General features: G+C 55.9%; 14 protein-coding genes and 1 pseudogene. 12 read left to right on the forward strand and 3 right to left on the reverse strand.

The window, feature by feature from the left end; all coding sequences use genetic code 11:
- Window positions 1-95: 95 nt before the first annotated feature.
- From tdcD to AB5Z05_RS04910, 3 genes are all read left to right on the forward strand, one after another.
- Window positions 96-1,376: a propionate kinase gene (gene tdcD, locus AB5Z05_RS04900; protein WP_368150314.1), complete on the forward strand. Its 1,281-nt coding sequence runs from the start codon at window positions 96-98 to the stop codon at window positions 1,374-1,376.
- 44 nt (window positions 1,377-1,420) lie between these two features.
- Window positions 1,421-3,715: a formate C-acetyltransferase gene (pflB, locus tag AB5Z05_RS04905; protein ID WP_110302511.1), complete on the forward strand. Its 2,295-nt coding sequence runs from the start codon at window positions 1,421-1,423 to the stop codon at window positions 3,713-3,715.
- A 68-nt stretch (window positions 3,716-3,783) separates the two neighbouring features.
- Entirely contained in the window at window positions 3,784-4,173 is a 390-nt protein-coding gene (locus AB5Z05_RS04910) for a RidA family protein (protein ID WP_110302510.1), read from the forward strand.
- Between the two features lie 106 nt (window positions 4,174-4,279).
- On the opposite strand, the gene AB5Z05_RS04915 is transcribed toward AB5Z05_RS04910, so the two are convergent.
- On the reverse strand, window positions 4,280-5,491 hold the full coding sequence (locus AB5Z05_RS04915; protein WP_110302509.1) for an RsmB/NOP family class I SAM-dependent RNA methyltransferase: 1,212 nt from the start codon (window positions 5,489-5,491) through the stop codon (window positions 4,280-4,282).
- Window positions 5,492-5,706: 215 nt separating this feature from the next.
- Here AB5Z05_RS04915 and AB5Z05_RS04920 point away from each other — a divergent pair, with 215 nt between their 5' ends.
- The 8 genes and pseudogenes from AB5Z05_RS04920 to AB5Z05_RS04955 form a co-directional block, all read left to right on the forward strand.
- Window positions 5,707-7,683 carry a reprolysin-like metallopeptidase gene (locus tag AB5Z05_RS04920; RefSeq protein WP_368150317.1) on the forward strand — a complete coding sequence of 659 codons (1,977 nt, stop codon included), beginning with the start codon at window positions 5,707-5,709 and terminating at the stop codon, window positions 7,681-7,683.
- Window positions 7,680-8,009 carry a hypothetical protein gene (locus tag AB5Z05_RS04925; RefSeq protein ID WP_368150319.1) on the forward strand — a complete coding sequence of 110 codons (330 nt, stop codon included), beginning with the start codon at window positions 7,680-7,682 and terminating at the stop codon, window positions 8,007-8,009. Before AB5Z05_RS04920 ends, AB5Z05_RS04925 begins: the two co-directional genes overlap by 4 nt.
- A 253-nt stretch (window positions 8,010-8,262) precedes the next feature.
- Complete coding sequence (locus tag AB5Z05_RS04930) at window positions 8,263-10,239, forward strand: reprolysin-like metallopeptidase (protein ID WP_368150321.1); 1,977 nt, start codon at window positions 8,263-8,265, stop codon at window positions 10,237-10,239.
- Window positions 10,218-10,556 (forward strand): hypothetical protein, encoded by a 339-nt coding sequence (locus AB5Z05_RS04935; protein ID WP_368150323.1) that lies wholly within the window; start codon window positions 10,218-10,220, stop codon window positions 10,554-10,556. Before AB5Z05_RS04930 ends, AB5Z05_RS04935 begins: the two co-directional genes overlap by 22 nt.
- Before the next feature lie 303 nt (window positions 10,557-10,859).
- The gene (locus AB5Z05_RS04940; RefSeq protein WP_368150324.1) at window positions 10,860-13,049 is read left to right on the forward strand and encodes a reprolysin-like metallopeptidase; all 2,190 of its coding nucleotides are present in this window, start codon (window positions 10,860-10,862) and stop codon (window positions 13,047-13,049) included.
- Window positions 13,050-13,225: 176 nt separating this feature from the next.
- Window positions 13,226-13,864: a pyridoxamine 5'-phosphate oxidase gene (pdxH, locus tag AB5Z05_RS04945; RefSeq protein ID WP_139734964.1), complete on the forward strand. Its 639-nt coding sequence runs from the start codon at window positions 13,226-13,228 to the stop codon at window positions 13,862-13,864.
- Between the two features lie 36 nt (window positions 13,865-13,900).
- Entirely contained in the window at window positions 13,901-14,515 is a 615-nt protein-coding gene (locus tag AB5Z05_RS04950; RefSeq protein ID WP_368150326.1) for a glutathione S-transferase family protein, read from the forward strand.
- Window positions 14,515-15,339, forward strand: a pseudogene (locus tag AB5Z05_RS04955) (GNAT family N-acetyltransferase); the annotation flags it as partial. The gene AB5Z05_RS04950 and the pseudogene AB5Z05_RS04955, both read left to right, overlap by 1 nt.
- 456 nt (window positions 15,340-15,795) lie before the next feature.
- Here AB5Z05_RS04955 and AB5Z05_RS04960 read toward each other — a convergent pair.
- Window positions 15,796-15,876 carry a polyketide synthase docking domain-containing protein gene (locus tag AB5Z05_RS04960; protein WP_368150394.1) on the reverse strand — a complete coding sequence of 27 codons (81 nt, stop codon included), beginning with the start codon at window positions 15,874-15,876 and terminating at the stop codon, window positions 15,796-15,798.
- A gap of 285 nt (window positions 15,877-16,161) precedes the next feature.
- On the opposite strand from AB5Z05_RS04960, the gene AB5Z05_RS04965 reads away from it, so the two are divergent.
- Window positions 16,162-16,701 (forward strand): GNAT family N-acetyltransferase, encoded by a 540-nt coding sequence (locus AB5Z05_RS04965; RefSeq protein WP_159164073.1) that lies wholly within the window; start codon window positions 16,162-16,164, stop codon window positions 16,699-16,701.
- Window positions 16,702-16,797: 96 nt separating this feature from the next.
- On the opposite strand, the gene AB5Z05_RS04970 is transcribed toward AB5Z05_RS04965, so the two are convergent.
- The gene (locus tag AB5Z05_RS04970; protein WP_368150329.1) at window positions 16,798-17,211 is read right to left on the reverse strand and encodes a hypothetical protein; all 414 of its coding nucleotides are present in this window, start codon (window positions 17,209-17,211) and stop codon (window positions 16,798-16,800) included.
- Window positions 17,212-17,310: the final 99 nt, after the last annotated feature.

Here is a 17,310-nt window from a genome sequence, read left to right on the forward strand (position 1 = left end):
CCCTGGCGGGGTCTGCATGGCGCAGTCAGAAGTGCGCAATAACCTGTTCTTGGTTGGCCACAATTATGTGGGCCCAGGGCAAGGCTATCCGTGATTTGGCCACCACACTCAGTGGTAAATATGTTCTGACTGCAGTGACTCGACATCATAAATATCGAGGCGATGTAATGAAGTTTGATTCGTTGGTTCTGGTTATCAATTGCGGCTCTTCGTCGGTCAAATTCTCGGTACTGGATAGTCAATCCTGTGAGGTGGTGATCTACGGTATAGCGGATGGTATTGAGACGGCCCATCCCCAATTGCAAGTGGGTAAAGAGCCTGCAATGTCATTAGCTGAAAATAACCACACCTGTGCATTGGCTGCCATCGCGGAGGAATTGAAAAAAAGGGATCTGCTGGATGCCATTGCACTGGTGGGTCATCGAATTGCTCATGGTGGTAGTGAATTTAGCGAAGCCGTGATCATTGATGAACATGTATTGGCCAAAATAAAGCAGGTGTCACCCTTGGCCCCCCTGCACAATCACGCCAATTTAAGTGGCGTGATGGCCGCCCGCCAGCTATTTCCCAACCGGTCACAAATTGCGGTATTTGATACCGGTTTTCACCAGACCCTGAAGCCGGAAGCTTATATCTATGGGCTGCCTTACCAATATTTGCAGGATTACGGCGTGCGCCGCTATGGCTTCCATGGCACCTCCCATCGCTATGTGGCCGAGCAGGCCTGCGTATTTATGGGGCTGGATGAGCTGCATGTCGGTCTGGTCATCGCCCATCTGGGCAATGGCGCCTCTATTTGCGCGGTGCAGGATGGCAAGAGCGTCGATACCTCGATGGGGATGACGCCGCTGGAGGGGTTGATCATGGGCAGCCGAAGCGGCGATATCGATTTTGGCGCGCTGGCCTATATCGCCAGCAAGACCGGGCAATCCATCGAGGATATCGAGCGGATATTGAATAAGCAGTCCGGTCTGCTGGGTATTTCGGGGCTCTCCTCGGATATGCGGGTATTGGAAGCTGCCTATCACGAAGGACATCCCGGGGCGAAATTGGCCATTCACGCTTTTGTCCATCGTATTGCCCGCCATATCGGTGGCCATGCCACCTCATTGCGCCGGCTGGATGCCGTTATTTTCACCGGCGGTATTGGCGAGAACTCGGCCTTTATCAGAAAGCTGGTATGCGAACGACTTCGGGTATTTGGCGTAGCGATCAGCGAGCCGTTTAACCAGCGCCCCAATAACGAGGGCTGCCGGGTAATTTCGGCGGCAGAGTCCATGGTACTGGCGGCGGTTATTCCCACCAATGAAGAGAAAATGATCGCGCTGGATGCCATTCGTCTGGGGCTGAAGGTTCGTCAGGCCGAGTGCGTCTGACATCTTCCACTGTAGTGTCATGAGTAGTGAATGAGGTTTATTTGATGAAAGTTGATATGCAATTGGATCAGGATAAATTCCGTCAGGCATGGCAAGGGTTTGCCGGTGAAAACTGGAAGCACGAGATCAACGTCCGTGATTTTATCCAGCAGAACTACACCCCCTATGAAGGTGACGAACAGTTTTTAGCAGATGCGACCGAAGCGACCACCACTTTGTGGAACAAGGTGATGGAGGGGATCTGCATTGAGAATGCCACCCACGCACCGGTCGATTTTGATACCAATATTGCCACGACCATTACTGCCCACGGGCCGGGTTATATCGAGCAGGGGCTGGAAAAGATTGTTGGTCTGCAAACCGACAAGCCCCTTAAAAGAGCGCTGCACCCGTTTGGCGGCATAAATATGATCCGCAGCTCTTTTGAAGCATATGGCCGGGAGATGGATCCCGAATTTGAATATACCTTCAGCGAATTGCGCAAAACCCATAACCAGGGCGTGTTCGACGTCTACTCACCCGAGATGTTGCGCTGCCGAAAATCAGGGATTTTGACCGGTTTGCCGGATGGTTACGGTCGTGGTCGCATTATCGGAGATTATCGTCGGGTCGCGCTTTATGGCATAGATTATCTTATCCGTGAGCGGGAGCAGCAGTTCGCCGATCTGCAACCGGCCCTCGAGCGTGGCGAGAATCTGGAGCAGGTGATCCGTCAGCGCGAGGAGCTGGCAGAGCACAAGCGGGCACTGGTGCAGATCAAGCAGATGGCTGCCAACTACGGCTTCGATATCTCAGGGCCAGCACGCACGGCGCAGCAGGCAGTGCAGTGGCTCTACTTTGCCTATCTGGCAGCGGTGAAGTCGCAAAATGGCGGGGCCATGTCCCTCGGTCGTACCGCCACCTTCCTCGACATCTATATCGAGCGGGATCTTAAGGCGGGGCTTATCAGCGAGCAGGATGCCCAGGAGCTGGTTGATCACTTCATCATGAAGATCCGCATGGTACGTTTCCTGCGTACCCCCGAGTTTGACTCCCTTTTCTCCGGCGACCCCATTTGGGCGACCGAGGTGATCGGCGGCATGGGGCTGGATGGTCGTACTCTGGTGACCAAGAACTCCTTCCGTTACCTCCACACCCTCAAGACCATGGGGCCGGCGCCCGAGCCCAACCTCACCATTCTCTGGGCGGAAGGATTGCCGCGGGCCTTCAAGACCTATGCCGCCCGTGTCTCCATCGATACGTCATCCCTGCAGTATGAGAACGATGACCTGATGCGTAACGATTTCGAGAGCGATGACTACGCCATCGCCTGCTGCGTGAGCCCTATGGTGATCGGCAAGCAGATGCAGTTCTTTGGGGCCCGTGCCAATCTGGCCAAGACCCTGCTCTACTGCATCAACGGCGGGGTGGACGAGAAGCAGAAGATTCAGGTTGGCCCGAAAGTGGCGCCCATCATGGACGAGGTGCTGGATTACGAGACCGTCATGGCCAGCCTCGACAGCTTTATGGATTGGCTGGCGGTGCAGTACATCAGCGCGCTCAACCTTATTCACTACATGCACGACAAGTACAGCTATGAGGCCTCGCTGATGGCGCTGCACGATCGCGACGTCTATCGCACCATGGCCTGCGGTATCGCCGGTCTGTCGGTGGCGGTCGATTCGCTGGCGGCCATCAAGTACGCCAGGGTCAAGCCGGTGCGCGATGCGGATGGGCTGGCGGTCGATTTCGTGATTGAGGGGGAGTATCCCCAGTACGGCAACAACGACGAGCGGGCCGACTCCATCGCCTGCGATCTGGTCGAGCGCTTCATGAAGAAGATCCAGGCGCTGCCGACCTACCGCAATGCGGTGCCGACCCAGTCGATCCTGACCATCACCTCCAACGTTGTCTATGGCCAGAAGACCGGCAACACCCCGGATGGCCGCCGTGCCGGTGCGCCGTTTGCACCGGGGGCCAACCCGATGCACGGTCGGGATCGCAAGGGGGCGGTCGCTTCGCTGGCCTCGGTGGCCAAGCTGCCGTTCAAATACGCCAAGGACGGGATCTCCTACACCTTCTCCATCGTGCCGGGGGCGCTCGGCAAGGAGCCGGCCAATCGCGAGAGCAATCTGGTGGGGCTGATGGATGGCTACTTCCATCATGAGCGGGATGTGGAAGGGGGTCAGCACCTCAACGTCAATGTGATGAATCGCGAGATGCTGCTGGATGCCATCGACAATCCGGACAAGTACCCCAGCCTGACCATCCGGGTCTCCGGTTATGCGGTGCGCTTCAACGCCTTGACCCGCGAGCAGCAGCAGGACGTCATCTCCAGAACCTTCACCAACATGATGTAACTCTCATGCCCGGAGTGAGCAGGTTTGCTCCGGGCCTATTTTTGTTTGTCAGCACGAGGAAGTAACAGATGCGACAGGTTATCACTACCAAGGCGGCGCCGGGCGTCATCGGCCCCTATGTGCAGGCCACCCGGATTGGCAACATCCTCTACACCTCCGGTCAGATCCCACTGGACCCGGTAAGCGGCGACATTGCGGAGGGTATCGAAGCGCAGACCCTGCGTTCCCTGCAAAACGTTCAGGCGATTGTCGAGGCGGCAGGCGGCGAGGTGCGCAACATCTTCAAGACTACGGTGTTTGTCTCGGATCTGAACGACTTTGCTGCGGTGAATCAGGTCTACAACGACTTCTTCACCGAGCACGATGCCATGTATCCGGCTCGCTCCTGCGTAGAAGTGGCTCGGTTACCGAAGGATGTGAAGATCGAGATAGAGGCGATTGCTGCGCTGGAGTCCTGACGCGGCGATCCTTATCAATAAAAAGAGCGGTAGCCCGAGGGCTGCCGCTCTTTTTTCATCGAACCCGCCGTGCGCGATAAGGGCGCAAGGAGCAGGTCATTCTGGATCAGGCGATCCGTTCGATACGAGCCATGTAGAAGCCATCGAAGCCGGTCTCGGACGGGCTCACGGTGTGATCGTCACGCAGACGGAAGTTTTCGTTGGCGGCGAGGAACTTGTCCACCTGCTGGCGGTTCTCCTCGGGCAGGATGGAGCAGGTTGCATAGACCAGCAGGCCGCCGACTTTCACCATCTGGCTGTAACGCTGCAGGATCTCTTCTTGCAGCGCGACCAGCACCGGCAGACGCTCGGCGGTATCACGCCACTTGGCATCCGGATTGCGCTTGAGTACGCCTAGACCGGAGCAGGGCACGTCCAGCAGTACGCGGTCGGCGCTCTCTTTGAGGCGCTTGACGGTCTTGCTGCTGGTGATGACCCGGGTCTCCACGTTGTGGGCACCGGCGCGACGAGCGCGTTGCTTGAGGTTCTCCAGCTTCCACTCTTCCACATCCATTGCCAGCAGACGGCCTTTGCCCTGCATCATGGCGGCGATATGCAGGGTCTTGCCACCGGCACCGGCGCAGGCGTCGATAACGCGCATGCCTGGGGCAACTTCCAAAGCGGCAGCAACCAGCTGGGAGCCTGCGTCCTGCTGTTCGAAGCAACCATCGGCAAAGGCCTTGGTGCGGAACAGGGCTGCGTCGGAGGTGACCTGCAGGGCAGTCTCCACACCTTCAACCGGAATAGTGGTGACCTGCTCTTTGGCCAGCATGGCCTGCAGCTCATCACGGGTGCACTTGAGGGTGTTGACCCGCAGGTAGCGCTTGGGCATCCAGGCCAGGGCGGCACGCTCGGCAGGCCAGGCTTCACCCAGCTGCTCGCAGCCCAGTTTCTCCAGCCAGCTCGGGCAACCATCCATCAATACCGGGTTCTTCTTCGCCTCGGTCAGACGGCGGCGGAATGCTTCTTCATTGAAGCGATCCAGGGTCGGGTGGTTGGGCTGGGCAATTTTGTGGAAGGCGTGCCAGCTGTGCAGCAGTGGCCAGACATTCTTTTCGGCCTGACGCACCTGAATACCGGTGAGGAAACAATAGAGGCTGAGACGGCGCAGCAGGTCGCCGGTGACCAGGGCAATCCTTGCCTGTTCTTGCGGTTTGAGTTCGATGCCGGAGAAGTGACGGGCATAGGCGCGGTCGAGGGTAAGACCCTGACCGAGCACATCGTCAACAATGGCAACGACCAGATCCCCGAAACGGGGCAACAGTGGGGATTTGAGCATGAGATTAACCTTGGCCAGATAAAGATGAACCGCACCTTTGTGAAGAGGGGCAGTTCTAAAATTGACAAATCCGCGCAATGATAGGGGTTAGACGGGGTTGGCGCAACACTCCCCATGGGTGAGTGGCTGAAACAGTGGCGCCGGGCTTTTTGATTCGGCGGGATAATGATGCCGGTAATGGTTCAAAAAAGTGCATGACTACAAGGATGACAAAGATGCATGTGACCAGTAAGTGTTCGTTGGCCTTGTTGGTGGCCAGTTTGTTGGGGTCAACCAGCCTGATGGCCAGCGAGTGGAGCACGGTAGCCGCCAGAGCGACTGCGGAGCAAGGTTATGAGGTGCGGGCCAATCAGTTTCGGGTGGCCAAGGTGCCGCTCGACTATTTTGCCGGGCTGCAAGCCGGGGTTAGTGAGCTGACCCTGCCGCTGCCCGATGGGGGGGAGGTCACCTTTGCTCTGGAAGCCTACGACTTGCTGCCTGCAGATCTTGCCGCCAAGTATCCGCAGATCCGCACCTTCAAGGGGCACAACCCGGCGCATCCGATAGAGACAGGACGCTTCGATCTGGGGCCGCAAGGTTTCCACGCCATGTTCAGCCATCAGGGCAGGTTGGTGTTTGTCGATCCGCTGCGCAATGCCGAAGGTTACGCCATCTATTACCAGCAGGATGCCCATAGTCGATTGGAAGAGGCTGCAGATGAGGTGATAGGGCCCAAGCTCAGCAAACTGGTGCGCAAGGTGCAAGTGGATGGCAATGTTCGCAAGCGCTACGTCATTGCCATTTCGGCGACAGGAGAATTTACCCAATACCACGGTGGCTCCAAAGCGCTTGCCATGGCGGCGATTGCGACCTTGCTCAACCGCGTCAATCAGGTCTATCAACGGGATGTGGGCGCCGAATTCGTGCTAGCCAGTGGCAATGACAACCTGATCTTTACCGATCCGGCCAGCGACTTGTTTGCCAATGATAATTCGGATGCGCAGACCAATATCGGGGTACAGGCTTATTACTTTACCAATATGCAGCTCGGTAATTTTGATATCGGCCATGTCCTGAATACCAATGGCGGCGGTCTGGCCGGATTGGCAGTGCTCTGCACCAATCAGAAGTCTGGTGGGATGTCGGGTTCACCCACACCGGTGGGAGATGCCTTCTTCGTTGACTATGTGGCTCATGAAATTGGCCACCAGTTTGGTGCCGATCATACCTTCAACGGCACTACCGGGAGTTGCGGTGCTGGTACCCGGGTTGCGAGTCAAGCCTATGAGCCTGGTAGTGGCAGCTCCATTATGGCCTATGCCGGTATTTGTGGTGATGAGAATATCCAGACTCACAGCGACCCCTATTTTCATAGCAAGTCCATCGAGCAGATGCGTGCACACATGGCGACCGTATCGACTTGTGGAACCACACTCGCGTTGAGCAATAATGCCCCGCAGGCAGCTGCAGGGGGGAACTATGTGATCCCTGCCAATACGGCCTTTATGTTAAAAGGGGCTGGTGGAGATCTGGATAATGATTCTCTGCTCTACAACTGGGAGCAGATCGATCTGGGTACTGAATCGAGCAGTGCCGCCACCATGATTGACGATGGCTCCCGGCCGCTGTTTCGTTTTGTCTCTCCCACGGCATCGCCGGAGCGGATCCTGCCGAGTTTGCCATCCCTGCTCTCCGGCACGCTTGCCAAAGGAGAGGCCTGGCCGACTACCAATCGGGATCTCAATTTCAGACTGACGGTGCGTGATGGTCAGGGTGGCGTTGCCAGTGATGACATGAAAGTGCAAGTGATCAATACCGGTGCGGCATTTCGCATCACCAACCCGTTTTACGGGGTGACTCTCACTCCGGGGGCCAGTCAGGCCGTAGCATGGGATGTGGCGGGCACAACTGTGGCGCCGATCAGTTGCAGCAAGGTGGACATCTCGGTGACCCAGGATGAGGGCGTAAGCTGGACAATGCTCGCCGCCGGACAACCCAATAACGGCGCAGCAACGGTAACGTTGCCTGCCGATCTCACCAGCAGCGTCAGGCTGAAAGTGGCATGCAGCGACAATATCTTCTTTACCATCAGTCCCCTCAAATTGCCTCTGGTGCAAGGTGGCTCGACTTCAGGTGGCGGCGGTGGTGGCGGGGCGCTCGGATTGTGGACGCTGGCTCTGGCGCTGCTCGGCTGGCAACGGAGGCGCACATGAAGGGAGTCCCTCTGTTGCTGCTTGTCATGCTCGGCGGTTGTCAGGCCGATGCCAGCACGCTGGAACAGGAGCTGAGTGCAAACCTCGCCAGGCAGGATTACCGCCTGATAGTGATAGCCGGGCGGGGAGAGTTCGCCCCCGGTATTGCAGCCGAGCAGCAGGCAGAGGCCAAGGGGCGCTGTGGTGTGCGTTATCTGGACGGGTTGGGCGATGTGATAAGGCCCGGTCAGCAAGAGATACATGCCAAGTTGAGCGCTTACGCCAACGAGTATAACCAGCGTATGGTGATTCATTGCCCGATAGCATCGGGCGCGGATAAGCAGTAATACGCCAACGAACCAATCCAAATGGGGGGGGATATTCAGCCCCCTATCTATCCGTGAAGGCGCCAATGGCGCCTTCACTTTTTCCGTTGTTGAATGGGATCAGTCTGTTTTGCCTGAGATGGGGTGTGCGGGTGTAGCACGATTTTTCAGCGTGACAGAAATTTTGTGCGAATTTTCTTTTCTGTCTGTCACGCAGATTGTCAATTGAGGCTGCACCATACTTGTTGTCACCAAGGTAGGGCATGGAGGCTCTATGAAGCATGGCATTGCGGTGATTATCACCAGTTTGTCTGTTCAGGTTGCAGCAGAACCACAGTGGACCTTCATGGATGAAAACTTGGAAAGGGGAGGGAGCTATGATGTGCGAGCTGAAAAGGTCAGAGTGGTGGTTCCTGACAAGCCTTTTGAACCCGGGCATCTCGCCAGTGTATTGACCTTGCCATTGCCGGATGGCACTACGGTGCAGTTTGATGTTCATCCCAATGCCTTGCTCCCGGAGCCTTTGGCCCAGCGCTACCCTTCTATCAATACTTACAGTGGGAAGGCTATCGATCGGGTAGCGGATAAAGGCCGATTTGATGTCACCATACATGGTTTTCACGGTATGTTTACCCATCAGGGGCGTACCTTTTATGTCGATCCGCTTCAGGACGGTTTCTCTTATGCCGTTTATGAACAGCAAGATGCCTGGCGGCGACAGGATGTGGATCAGGTGATTGATCCTCATGGTATCGAGCGTGAGCGAGCTGTGCTGGTCGATGGCAATTTGCGCAAGCGCTACACCATCGCCATCTCGGCAACCGGGGAATATACCCAGTATCACGGTGGTACCAAGGTTGCAGCACTCTCGGCCATTGCAACACTGCTTAATCGGGTCAATGAAGTCTATCGCCGTGATGTGGGGGCCGAGTTTCAGCTTGCAGCTGATACGGATAATGTGATTTTCACCGATCCTGCGACGGATCCTTTCACCAACTCGACCCAGGATATCGCCATCAACCAGACCCAACAGGGGGTGTTGCTCAATCCTTCTTTTGATCTGGGCCATCTGCTGGCGACATCAGGCGGCGGGGTGGCGACCCTGAGATCTTTATGCAACCCTTTCAGCCGTTCACGGGGCATGACCGGAGGCTCACAGCCTATCGGTGATGCGTTCTTTATTGATTATGTGGCTCACGAATTGGGGCACCAGCTGGGGGCCGAGCACTCCTTCAATGGCATGGTCGACAGTTGTGCAACAGGTCGCAAGGCTAGCTCAGCCTGGGAACCGGGCAGTGGCTCGACCATCATGGCCTATGCCGGGATCTGTGGTGAGGAGAATCTGCAGGTTAACAGCACCCCTTTTTTTCACAGCAAGTCGATCGAGCAGATGCGGGCTCTGATGGCCTCTCTGCCCTCCTGCGGTACCGACCTGGCGCTTGCCAATAACGCGCCGGTTGTGGATGCGGGGGGCGATAGGGTGATCCCCGCCAATACGCCTTTCACTCTTGTCGGTAGTGCGCTGGATCTGGATGGTCATTCCCTCAGTTACACCTGGGAGCAGGTTGATCTTGGCAATGCATCCTACAGCGTGGCAACCATGGTGGATGATGGAACCCGCCCGCTGTTTCGCTTTGTTTCACCGACATCGGATCCCCGCAGAACATTGCCCGCCATGAGCTCTCTGATATCGGGTGTCTTGGCCAAAGGAGAGGCGTGGCCTGCGACCAATCGCAATCTCCAGTTCCGCCTTACCGTACGTGATGGTCAGGGGGCGGTGAGCAGTGATGAAATGGTGGTTCAGGTGATCAATACTGGCGCGGCATTTGCCATCACAGCTCCGCAGATCGGCGCCATGGTGGCGGGTAGCACTCAGCTAGTGACATGGAATGTTGCTGGGACCGATCAGCCTCCTATCAATTGTCCCAGCGTGGATTTGGCACTGACACAGAATGGTGGTTCTACTTGGACTACGCTGGCAAGCGGGCTTGCCAATAACGGGTCGGCCAGTGTGGTGTTGCCTGCACCGTTGACCAGCACGGCCAGGCTGAAGCTGGCATGTAGCAATAATATTTTTTTCTCTATCAATGGGATAAGAGGTAATGCGTCTGCCACTACGGAAAGTGCAACTGTCATTACCGACAACAATGCGGGTGGCGGCGGTGGTGGTGGTGGTGGTGGTGGTGCAGTGAATCTTATCGTGATCCTCCTGATGGGAGGGATAGCTGGATGGCGCAGGTATTACGGTTAGTCGTCAGTTTGCTGTTTCTGCATATCTGCGTGGTGCCTGTTGTGGCCGCATCACTGACCGAGGCAATAGATGAGAGTCTTGCTGCTCAGGATTATCGGCTCATAGTGCGCGGCGGGCGCGGTGGTATGGCCCCGGGGGTTGTGGAGTCATTGCAAGCAGAAGCGATAACCCGGTGCGGAGTCCGTTATCTGAAAGGGTTCGGTGATGTAATTGAGATGGGCAAGGAGTCGGAGTTTGAGCAGCGGATTGACTATGCCACCCGATATAACCGACAGATGCTGGAAAGGTGCATGCCGGAGGCAATTTCAAGGCCGTAGTGGCTGTTCAACAACGGCATGTAATTCGGCATGATTGGAGTTATAACTCTAATATTCCAAACATAGTGATAGCCTCATGGGAGTGATTCGATGACTCACATATGAGCCCCATATACTTTTTTGGAGTTTTAACTCTATTAAAAAGAACTGCTGAAAATGCTAACAAAATGAGCTGTTTATAAACTTTAACTCACTAACTTTATGATTTTAAATGAAATTAAATTCATTTAACTCTTATTGAAAAAGTTGAATTGTGATTTGTGTCACGTTATTCTCGCCGGCTGTTCAGTCAGGTGATTAATAATGATGAAGTTCACAATAAATGCAATCTCAGTTGTCATCGCAATGTCAGCCAATATCGCGCTGGCATCCCCATGGCATATGGTCGAAGCACACAATAGGCAGACGGCTGATACAGTCACAACTAGTGCCTATACCAGCTTTAAGGTCGATGAAGAGTTTATTCAAAATCTGCGTGCTGGCGATACGCTGATTACCTTGCCATTACCCAATGGTGGAATGGTGCAATTTGAAGTGCAACCCTCGTCGGTATTGCCACCTGCATTGGCCGCCAAGTATCCGGATATCATGACCTTTAAAGGCCATGAGGTGGGTAATGAAAATAACACTGGTAGTTTTGATATTTCCCCACGTGGTTTTAATGGCATGTTTATGCACCAAGGGGAGCAGGTGTTTATTGATGTTCAACGTAGTGGTCTTTATTCTGTTTATTACAAGAAAAATGTAAAGCCGCGAAAAAATGGGCATCATGAAGAGCTGATGCAGAATAATACAAGTGAGCATGAAAGTGAAAAAAAGCGCTCATTGTTAGATAGTGCAACTAAGCAAGCAGCACAAAATCATAACTTTCCTGGAATAAAAATATATCGGATTGCGATATCTACCACTGGAGAGTATACCACCTCATTTCATGGTAAAGTAGGCGCTTTGTCATCTATTGTAACATTGCTGGCTCGAGTCAATGAGATATATGAGCGTGATCTCGGTATAAAATTTATCTTGGCTGATGGCAATGACAATGTCATTTTTGAAGATGCATCTACAGACCTGTTTTTTAATGGGGACAATGCAGATGCAACTCTCACCACGCCAATCATGGATAGAAACGATGCTTATCGAAATGAGCTCGTCCAGCTGATGGCTCACAGAGAGACAGATCTCACTAAAAAACTAGGCGATTTTGATATTGGTCACGTGCTTACGACTACCAATTATTCTGGTCTGGCAATGGGAACGCTATGCGCAGCTCCAAATCGGGGTTATAGCGGGGAAAACTCCCCTGGTCGAAATTTGCGTTCTAATGCAATGAGTGGAGCCGGTAATGGCAGCTCGGGGGCGGGAATCGCAGAGATTGATGCGGTGTTTGTCGATACCTTTGCGCATGAAGTGGGTCATCAGCTCGGTGCCGAGCATATCTTTAATGTCGACATCCTCGGACGTGTAGCTAATTCCGCTTGGGAGGTTGGTAGCGGTGCGACCATCATGGGTTATCCGGGCAGAGTTGGCATGGGGTCACAAAATCTGCAATCTAAAACGACTGGTTATTTTCATAGCAAGTCCATTGAGCAGATGCTTGCTATGCTAGCCAGTCGTCCAGATAATTGTGGTGCTGTTGAGCCTATGACCAAGCAAGATATTGATGTGAACATCTCACCAGCATCGCAATCAAAAGTTATTCCTGTTAGAACTGCATTTTCACTCACAGGGATTGGTTCTGATGAAGATGGAATGACCTTTACCTGGGAACAGGTTGATCTTGGTCGAGCGACAGAGAGTGCATCTGATATATACTATGGGAAATTGAACGATGGCCCCTTATATCGTTTTGTGGCGCCTACAACGTCTCCTGAACGTCACTTTCCTTCTTTAGCGACTCAGCTAAGGGGATATGAACGATTTATGTTGCAACAGCCTGAGCTAATAAAAGATGAAGAGAAGGGCGAACCATGGGTCAATGTACCGCGCACCCTTAACTTCCGTCTGGTCGCCCGTGATGGCAAAGGTGGTGGTGCCTATGATGAGACCTCGGTCGAGGTGGTCGATACAGGTTCACAAACCTTCAAGATATTGCCAGCCCCTGACCAGCGTATTCTGGTTGGTAGCCCGACCACAGTGAATTGGCAAGTAGCTGGAACCGACGGTGGCCGCATCAACTGTCAGCGGGTCGATATCAGTTATAGCAACGATGAAGGCAAGAGCTGGCAGCCGCTGGTCAATGGCGTGAACAACAATGGCGCCCATGAGGTGACCATTCCGGCCAATGCTGGCAGCGCTGTTCGCCTCAAGCTGGCCTGTAGCGACAATATCTTCTATGCCATTACGCCAAAACTGGCGACCAAGAGCAGTGATACACCGGCTCCCCAGCCTGAAAGCAATGGCGGCGGTGGTGGCGGCGGTTCGACCGGTCTGTTCGCGCTGTTGGGCCTTGGTATCGCTGCGCTGATGCGTCGTCGTGAGGTCATGAGCTACTAAACCAGATAACCCAAGGGTGAGATTACCCATCTTTGGTAAATTGATAAACCAAGCGAAGAGGCGTTAGCCTCTTCGCTTTTTTTGTATGGTTTACAAGGTCGCTTTATCGAGCGCACAATGCCTGCGTCACTCTCTTGATGGTCGTGGAACCATTATTTATTTGAAGGAAAATCAAGATGATGGATGTTGCTGATCTGCGCCGTGAATACTCCCGTGGCGGGCTGCACCGGGCCGATCTGCCGGCCGAGCCGCTGGCGCTGTTCGAGAAGTGGTTGGCGCAGGCTTGTGAGGCCAAACTGACCGATCCCACCGCCATGGTGGTAGCGACGGTGGATGCCGATGGTCAGCCTTGGCAGCGCACTGTGCTGCTCAAGCACTACGATGCCCTAGGGATGGTCTTTTACACCAATATGGGTAGCCGCAAGGCGCAGCAGCTGGAAGGCAATCCTCGTATCAGCCTGCTCTTCCCCTGGCACACGCTGGACAGACAGGTTCATGTGACCGGCCGAGTGGAGAAGATGAGCACTTTCGAGGTGATGAAGTATTTCCACAGCCGTCCCAAGGACAGCCAGATCGCTGCCTGGGTCTCCAAACAGTCGACCCGCATCTCGGCCCGCGGCGTGCTGGAGGCCAAGTTCCTCGAGCTCAAGCAGAAGTTTGCCAATGGCGAAGTGCCGCTGCCGAGCTTCTGGGGCGGATTCCGGGTGGTGATCGAGACGGTGGAGTTCTGGCAGGGGGGCGAGCACCGGCTGCACGACCGCTTCTACTACACCCGCGACGGGGATGGCTGGCATATCGAGCGTCTGGCACCCTGAGCGCGCTGTTCAATTCTGTTTTCACAAGGAGTGTGTATGCGTCTGTATGGTGATCTGCGTTCCGGCAACTGTTACAAGGTGTGGCTGCTGGCTCGCTGGCTGGAGCTGCCCCTTGAGTGGGTAGAGGTCGATATTCAGGCGGGGGATACCCGTACTCCCGCATTTTTGGCCATGAACCCCAACGGCAAGATCCCGGTGCTGGAGATTGGCCAGGGCGATACACTGGCGGAATCCAACGCCATCCTCTTCTATCTGGCGCACGGCAGCGCCTTGTGGCCAACCGATCCGCGCCAGCAGGCCGAGGTGCTCAAATGGATGTTCTTTGAGCAATACAGCCATGAGCCCTATATCGCGGTGGCCCGCTTTATTGTTCACTATCTCGGCCGCCCCGAGTCGCAGGAGGCGCGTCTCGACGGGCTGAAAGCTGGCGGCGAGAAGGCGCTGGCGGTAATGGAGCAGCAGCTGAAACAGAGCCCCTATCTCTGTGGTGATGGGCCGACCATCGCCGATATCGCCCTCTATGCCTACACCCATGTAGCAGAGGAGGGGATTTTCTCCCTGCAGGGGTGGCCCGCTATCCGTCGCTGGATCGCCCGTATCGAAGCCCATCCCCGTCACCTGACGCTGCCAGCGGCCTGTCAGGCCAGCTGATGGAACTGCTGATCGAGGCCAGTCTGTGGCAACCGCAGTGGGCTGCGCTGTTGCCGCACTGGCAGCAGCAGGGTCATCGCTGGCAGCTGCTACTGGGCAAAGAGGCGGCCGCCGTCCTCGATCAAACCGATGCTCCCTGGGCGAGCAGTCCTCCTGACGGGGTGCTCTGCCCGGGGGCCCTGCTGGCTGCTTGGCTCGATGGGGATCTGCTGGCGGATTTTCATGTTGATCCCAGCCGCCAGATCCTGATCAGTGCCTCCACCTCGCTACTGACCCTCGCCAGAGAGCAGGGGCTGCTTACCCTTGGCCCTGTGGGGGCCGATCTGCCGCTTACCCCCGAGGCCGATTTGGGCGCCGTGCTCAATCGCCTGCTGGCGCGCCGCGTGACGGTGCCGACCCTGGCTGAGGGGCATTCGCTATCAGGTGTTGTGTTGCGACCACTGCAGGCCACCGATGAGCACGAGATAGTGCGCTATTGCAGCGATGAGGCGCTGGCCCGCTACACCCTCAATATTCCTCACCCCTATCCGCCGGAGGGGGCCCGCGACTGGCTGGTGCTCAGCTGGCGCAAAGCGGCGCTTGGCCTTGGCTGGAGCTGGGCCATCACCTTACCAGAGGCGCAAGGTGCGGCGTTGCTTGGGGTGATCTCCCTGCACTGGAATGGCGAGCTCGCTTGGTGGGTTGGCGTACCCTGGCAGAATCGCGGTCTGGCGACCCGGGCAGCAAGCTTGGTCAAAGCGTTCGCCCTTGACCAACTGCAACTGCCAGCGCTGACGGCTCGCCATATGCCAGACAATCTTGCCTCCGGCCGGGTGATGGCAAAAGTGGGCATGCACTATCGCGGGCGGCGCCATATCAGTGGTCGCCAGCCGTGCGAGGTGAGCTACTGGCGGCTGGATCGCGCTCCCTCCTTACCCAATCCCTTGCCCGAGGAAATTTCCCATTGGCTTGCTGATGAGCGGATCGCCGTGGTGATCCTGTGGGATCCTGTAACGTTGGATCGGCAGAGTGCCAACGGCAAGCTGGCCATCTTGCTCTTTGTGGATGAGAGGGGCGCGGGGGAGGAGTCCTGCTCTATTCGCTGCCCGCCGCATCTTGAGAGGTCTCTGGAGCTGCACTGTTACCCCGTCGAACTGCTGGAGCAGGCCGAACCGGAGCAGTTGTCCCATCTTGGCGGCGTCTTGCTGAAAGACAGGGATGAACAGGGGCTGGCGTGGTTGCTGCAACTGGCCGCGCTGCAGCGTCAAGGGCCCGAGCTGCTTAGCCGCGAGGAGCGCGCATCACGGCTCCACTGGTTCAACCAATTGATGGCGCAGGCGCTGGGTGGCAACGGTGACTCGTCGCAGATACGCTATCAGCAGTTACGGCTGCTGGTGGAGCTGCCGGAGCTGGTCGATGAGCTGGATGGTTGTTGGCATCAAACGCCCGAACTGACTTTTGAGCGGTTGGCGCGGGAGGCTCCCACCCTCTGGCTGGCCTACCGCGAGGCGATGAACAGGGCCACCCCGGCTACGCTAACCGCCTTGCAGCAGCAGTTTGCCGCTCGTTTTCCTGAGTGCACCCTCCCATTTTTGGACAAAGGTACTCAGAATGACCAGCCGTTGTGTGGAATAATGCCTGCTCTGCTGTACGAGGAGTAATACCAGATGTTGAGAACCGAGCGCCCCGGTGACATGCTGCCGGTTTATGAGCTGCTGAGTGCCGCCTTCGGTCGTTCCGATGAGGCCGAACTGGTCAACCGCCTGCGCGAATGTGGCGCTGCCGTGGTGACCATGGTCGAAGAGGAAGAGTACGAGTTCATGGGGCACCTGATGCTAAGCCCGATCACCATTAACGGCATGGAAGGGCCCTGGCTCGGTCTGGCGCCGGTCGCGGTTCATCCCGACTGGCAAGGTCAGGGGATTGGCTCTGATCTCATCCGTGAAGGGCTTGATACGGCGCTCGAGATGGACTGGAAAGGGGTAGTTGTACTCGGGGATCCGGCCTATTACAGCCGTTTCGGTTTCCGCCCGGCCAGCGAGTTTGGCCTCCACTGCATCTATGAGGTGCCTGCCGACTGCTTTATGGCAATGGAGCTACAGGAGCGCGGTTTTGCGGGTGTGCAGGGTGAGGTGCTCTATCACCCCCTGTTTGATGAACTCCCCGACGAGTTGCCGGATGCGCAGGCAGAAGCGTCCCATTTATAGCGAGACGTCGCAGCGACAAGCCATAACGAAAAAGCCCTCATCGAGGGCTTTTTCATCTTGTATTGGTCCCTGCCGGGCTTATTCGAGCAAATTGGCTCAGGCAATGATATCGAGCTGGATACCCTTGCGATTATCTTCACCCACCATGTCCCCCATCTGCTGGGCGAGCGGGCTCTGCTGGAATTGCATGTAGTCACTCAGATTCTGCTGGCGCTGGTAGCGATTAGCAGCCTGATACATATCAGCCATGTTCGGGCCCGACTTGCTGTCGCTCTCCTGACCGCTGGCCTCCAGGTAGCGCGCCACCACGGCTTTATCTTGCTGGTTAGCCGTATAAGAGACCGCCATGGTTCTGCGAGCCGTTGCTTTCTCTTCGCTCTGTGCCTGCACTTCATCCTTCTTGGTCAGTGCTTCGTTACGGGCCTGACTGACCTGCTCGGGTGTGACAGCGGGAGAGGAGGGGTATTTGCCGTAATCAGGCAGCGGCATGGGCCGGGAGGTGATTTGCATGGTGGCGCTTCTCTTTTGAACAGGGACGGACGCATGATACCCATCGATCTTAGTTCAATAAATCACCACTTGTCGGTTCATCAAGAGTAGGTTCAGCTT

The sequence above is a fragment of the Aeromonas sp. R2-4 genome (assembly GCF_040908365.1).
GTDB classification, from domain to species: Bacteria; Pseudomonadota; Gammaproteobacteria; order Enterobacterales; family Aeromonadaceae; genus Aeromonas; species Aeromonas veronii.

What these genes read in the sequence shown, in the direction of transcription:
- pflB (WP_110302511.1), top strand. Translation starts at nt 1,421, where the DNA reads ATGAAAGTTGATATGCAATTGGATCAGGATAAATTCCGTCAGGCATGG.
- AB5Z05_RS04910 (WP_110302510.1), top strand. Translation starts at nt 3,784, where the DNA reads ATGCGACAGGTTATCACTACCAAGGCGGCGCCGGGCGTCATCGGCCCC.
- AB5Z05_RS04915 (WP_110302509.1), bottom strand. Translation starts at nt 5,491, where the DNA reads ATGCTCAAATCCCCACTGTTGCCCCGTTTCGGGGATCTGGTCGTTGCC.
- AB5Z05_RS04920 (WP_368150317.1), top strand. Translation starts at nt 5,707, where the DNA reads ATGCATGTGACCAGTAAGTGTTCGTTGGCCTTGTTGGTGGCCAGTTTG.
- AB5Z05_RS04925 (WP_368150319.1), top strand. Translation starts at nt 7,680, where the DNA reads ATGAAGGGAGTCCCTCTGTTGCTGCTTGTCATGCTCGGCGGTTGTCAG.
- AB5Z05_RS04930 (WP_368150321.1), top strand. Translation starts at nt 8,263, where the DNA reads ATGAAGCATGGCATTGCGGTGATTATCACCAGTTTGTCTGTTCAGGTT.
- AB5Z05_RS04935 (WP_368150323.1), top strand. Translation starts at nt 10,218, where the DNA reads ATGGCGCAGGTATTACGGTTAGTCGTCAGTTTGCTGTTTCTGCATATC.
- AB5Z05_RS04940 (WP_368150324.1), top strand. Translation starts at nt 10,860, where the DNA reads ATGATGAAGTTCACAATAAATGCAATCTCAGTTGTCATCGCAATGTCA.
- pdxH (WP_139734964.1), top strand. Translation starts at nt 13,226, where the DNA reads ATGATGGATGTTGCTGATCTGCGCCGTGAATACTCCCGTGGCGGGCTG.
- AB5Z05_RS04950 (WP_368150326.1), top strand. Translation starts at nt 13,901, where the DNA reads ATGCGTCTGTATGGTGATCTGCGTTCCGGCAACTGTTACAAGGTGTGG.
- AB5Z05_RS04965 (WP_159164073.1), top strand. Translation starts at nt 16,162, where the DNA reads ATGTTGAGAACCGAGCGCCCCGGTGACATGCTGCCGGTTTATGAGCTG.
- AB5Z05_RS04970 (WP_368150329.1), bottom strand. Translation starts at nt 17,211, where the DNA reads ATGCAAATCACCTCCCGGCCCATGCCGCTGCCTGATTACGGCAAATAC.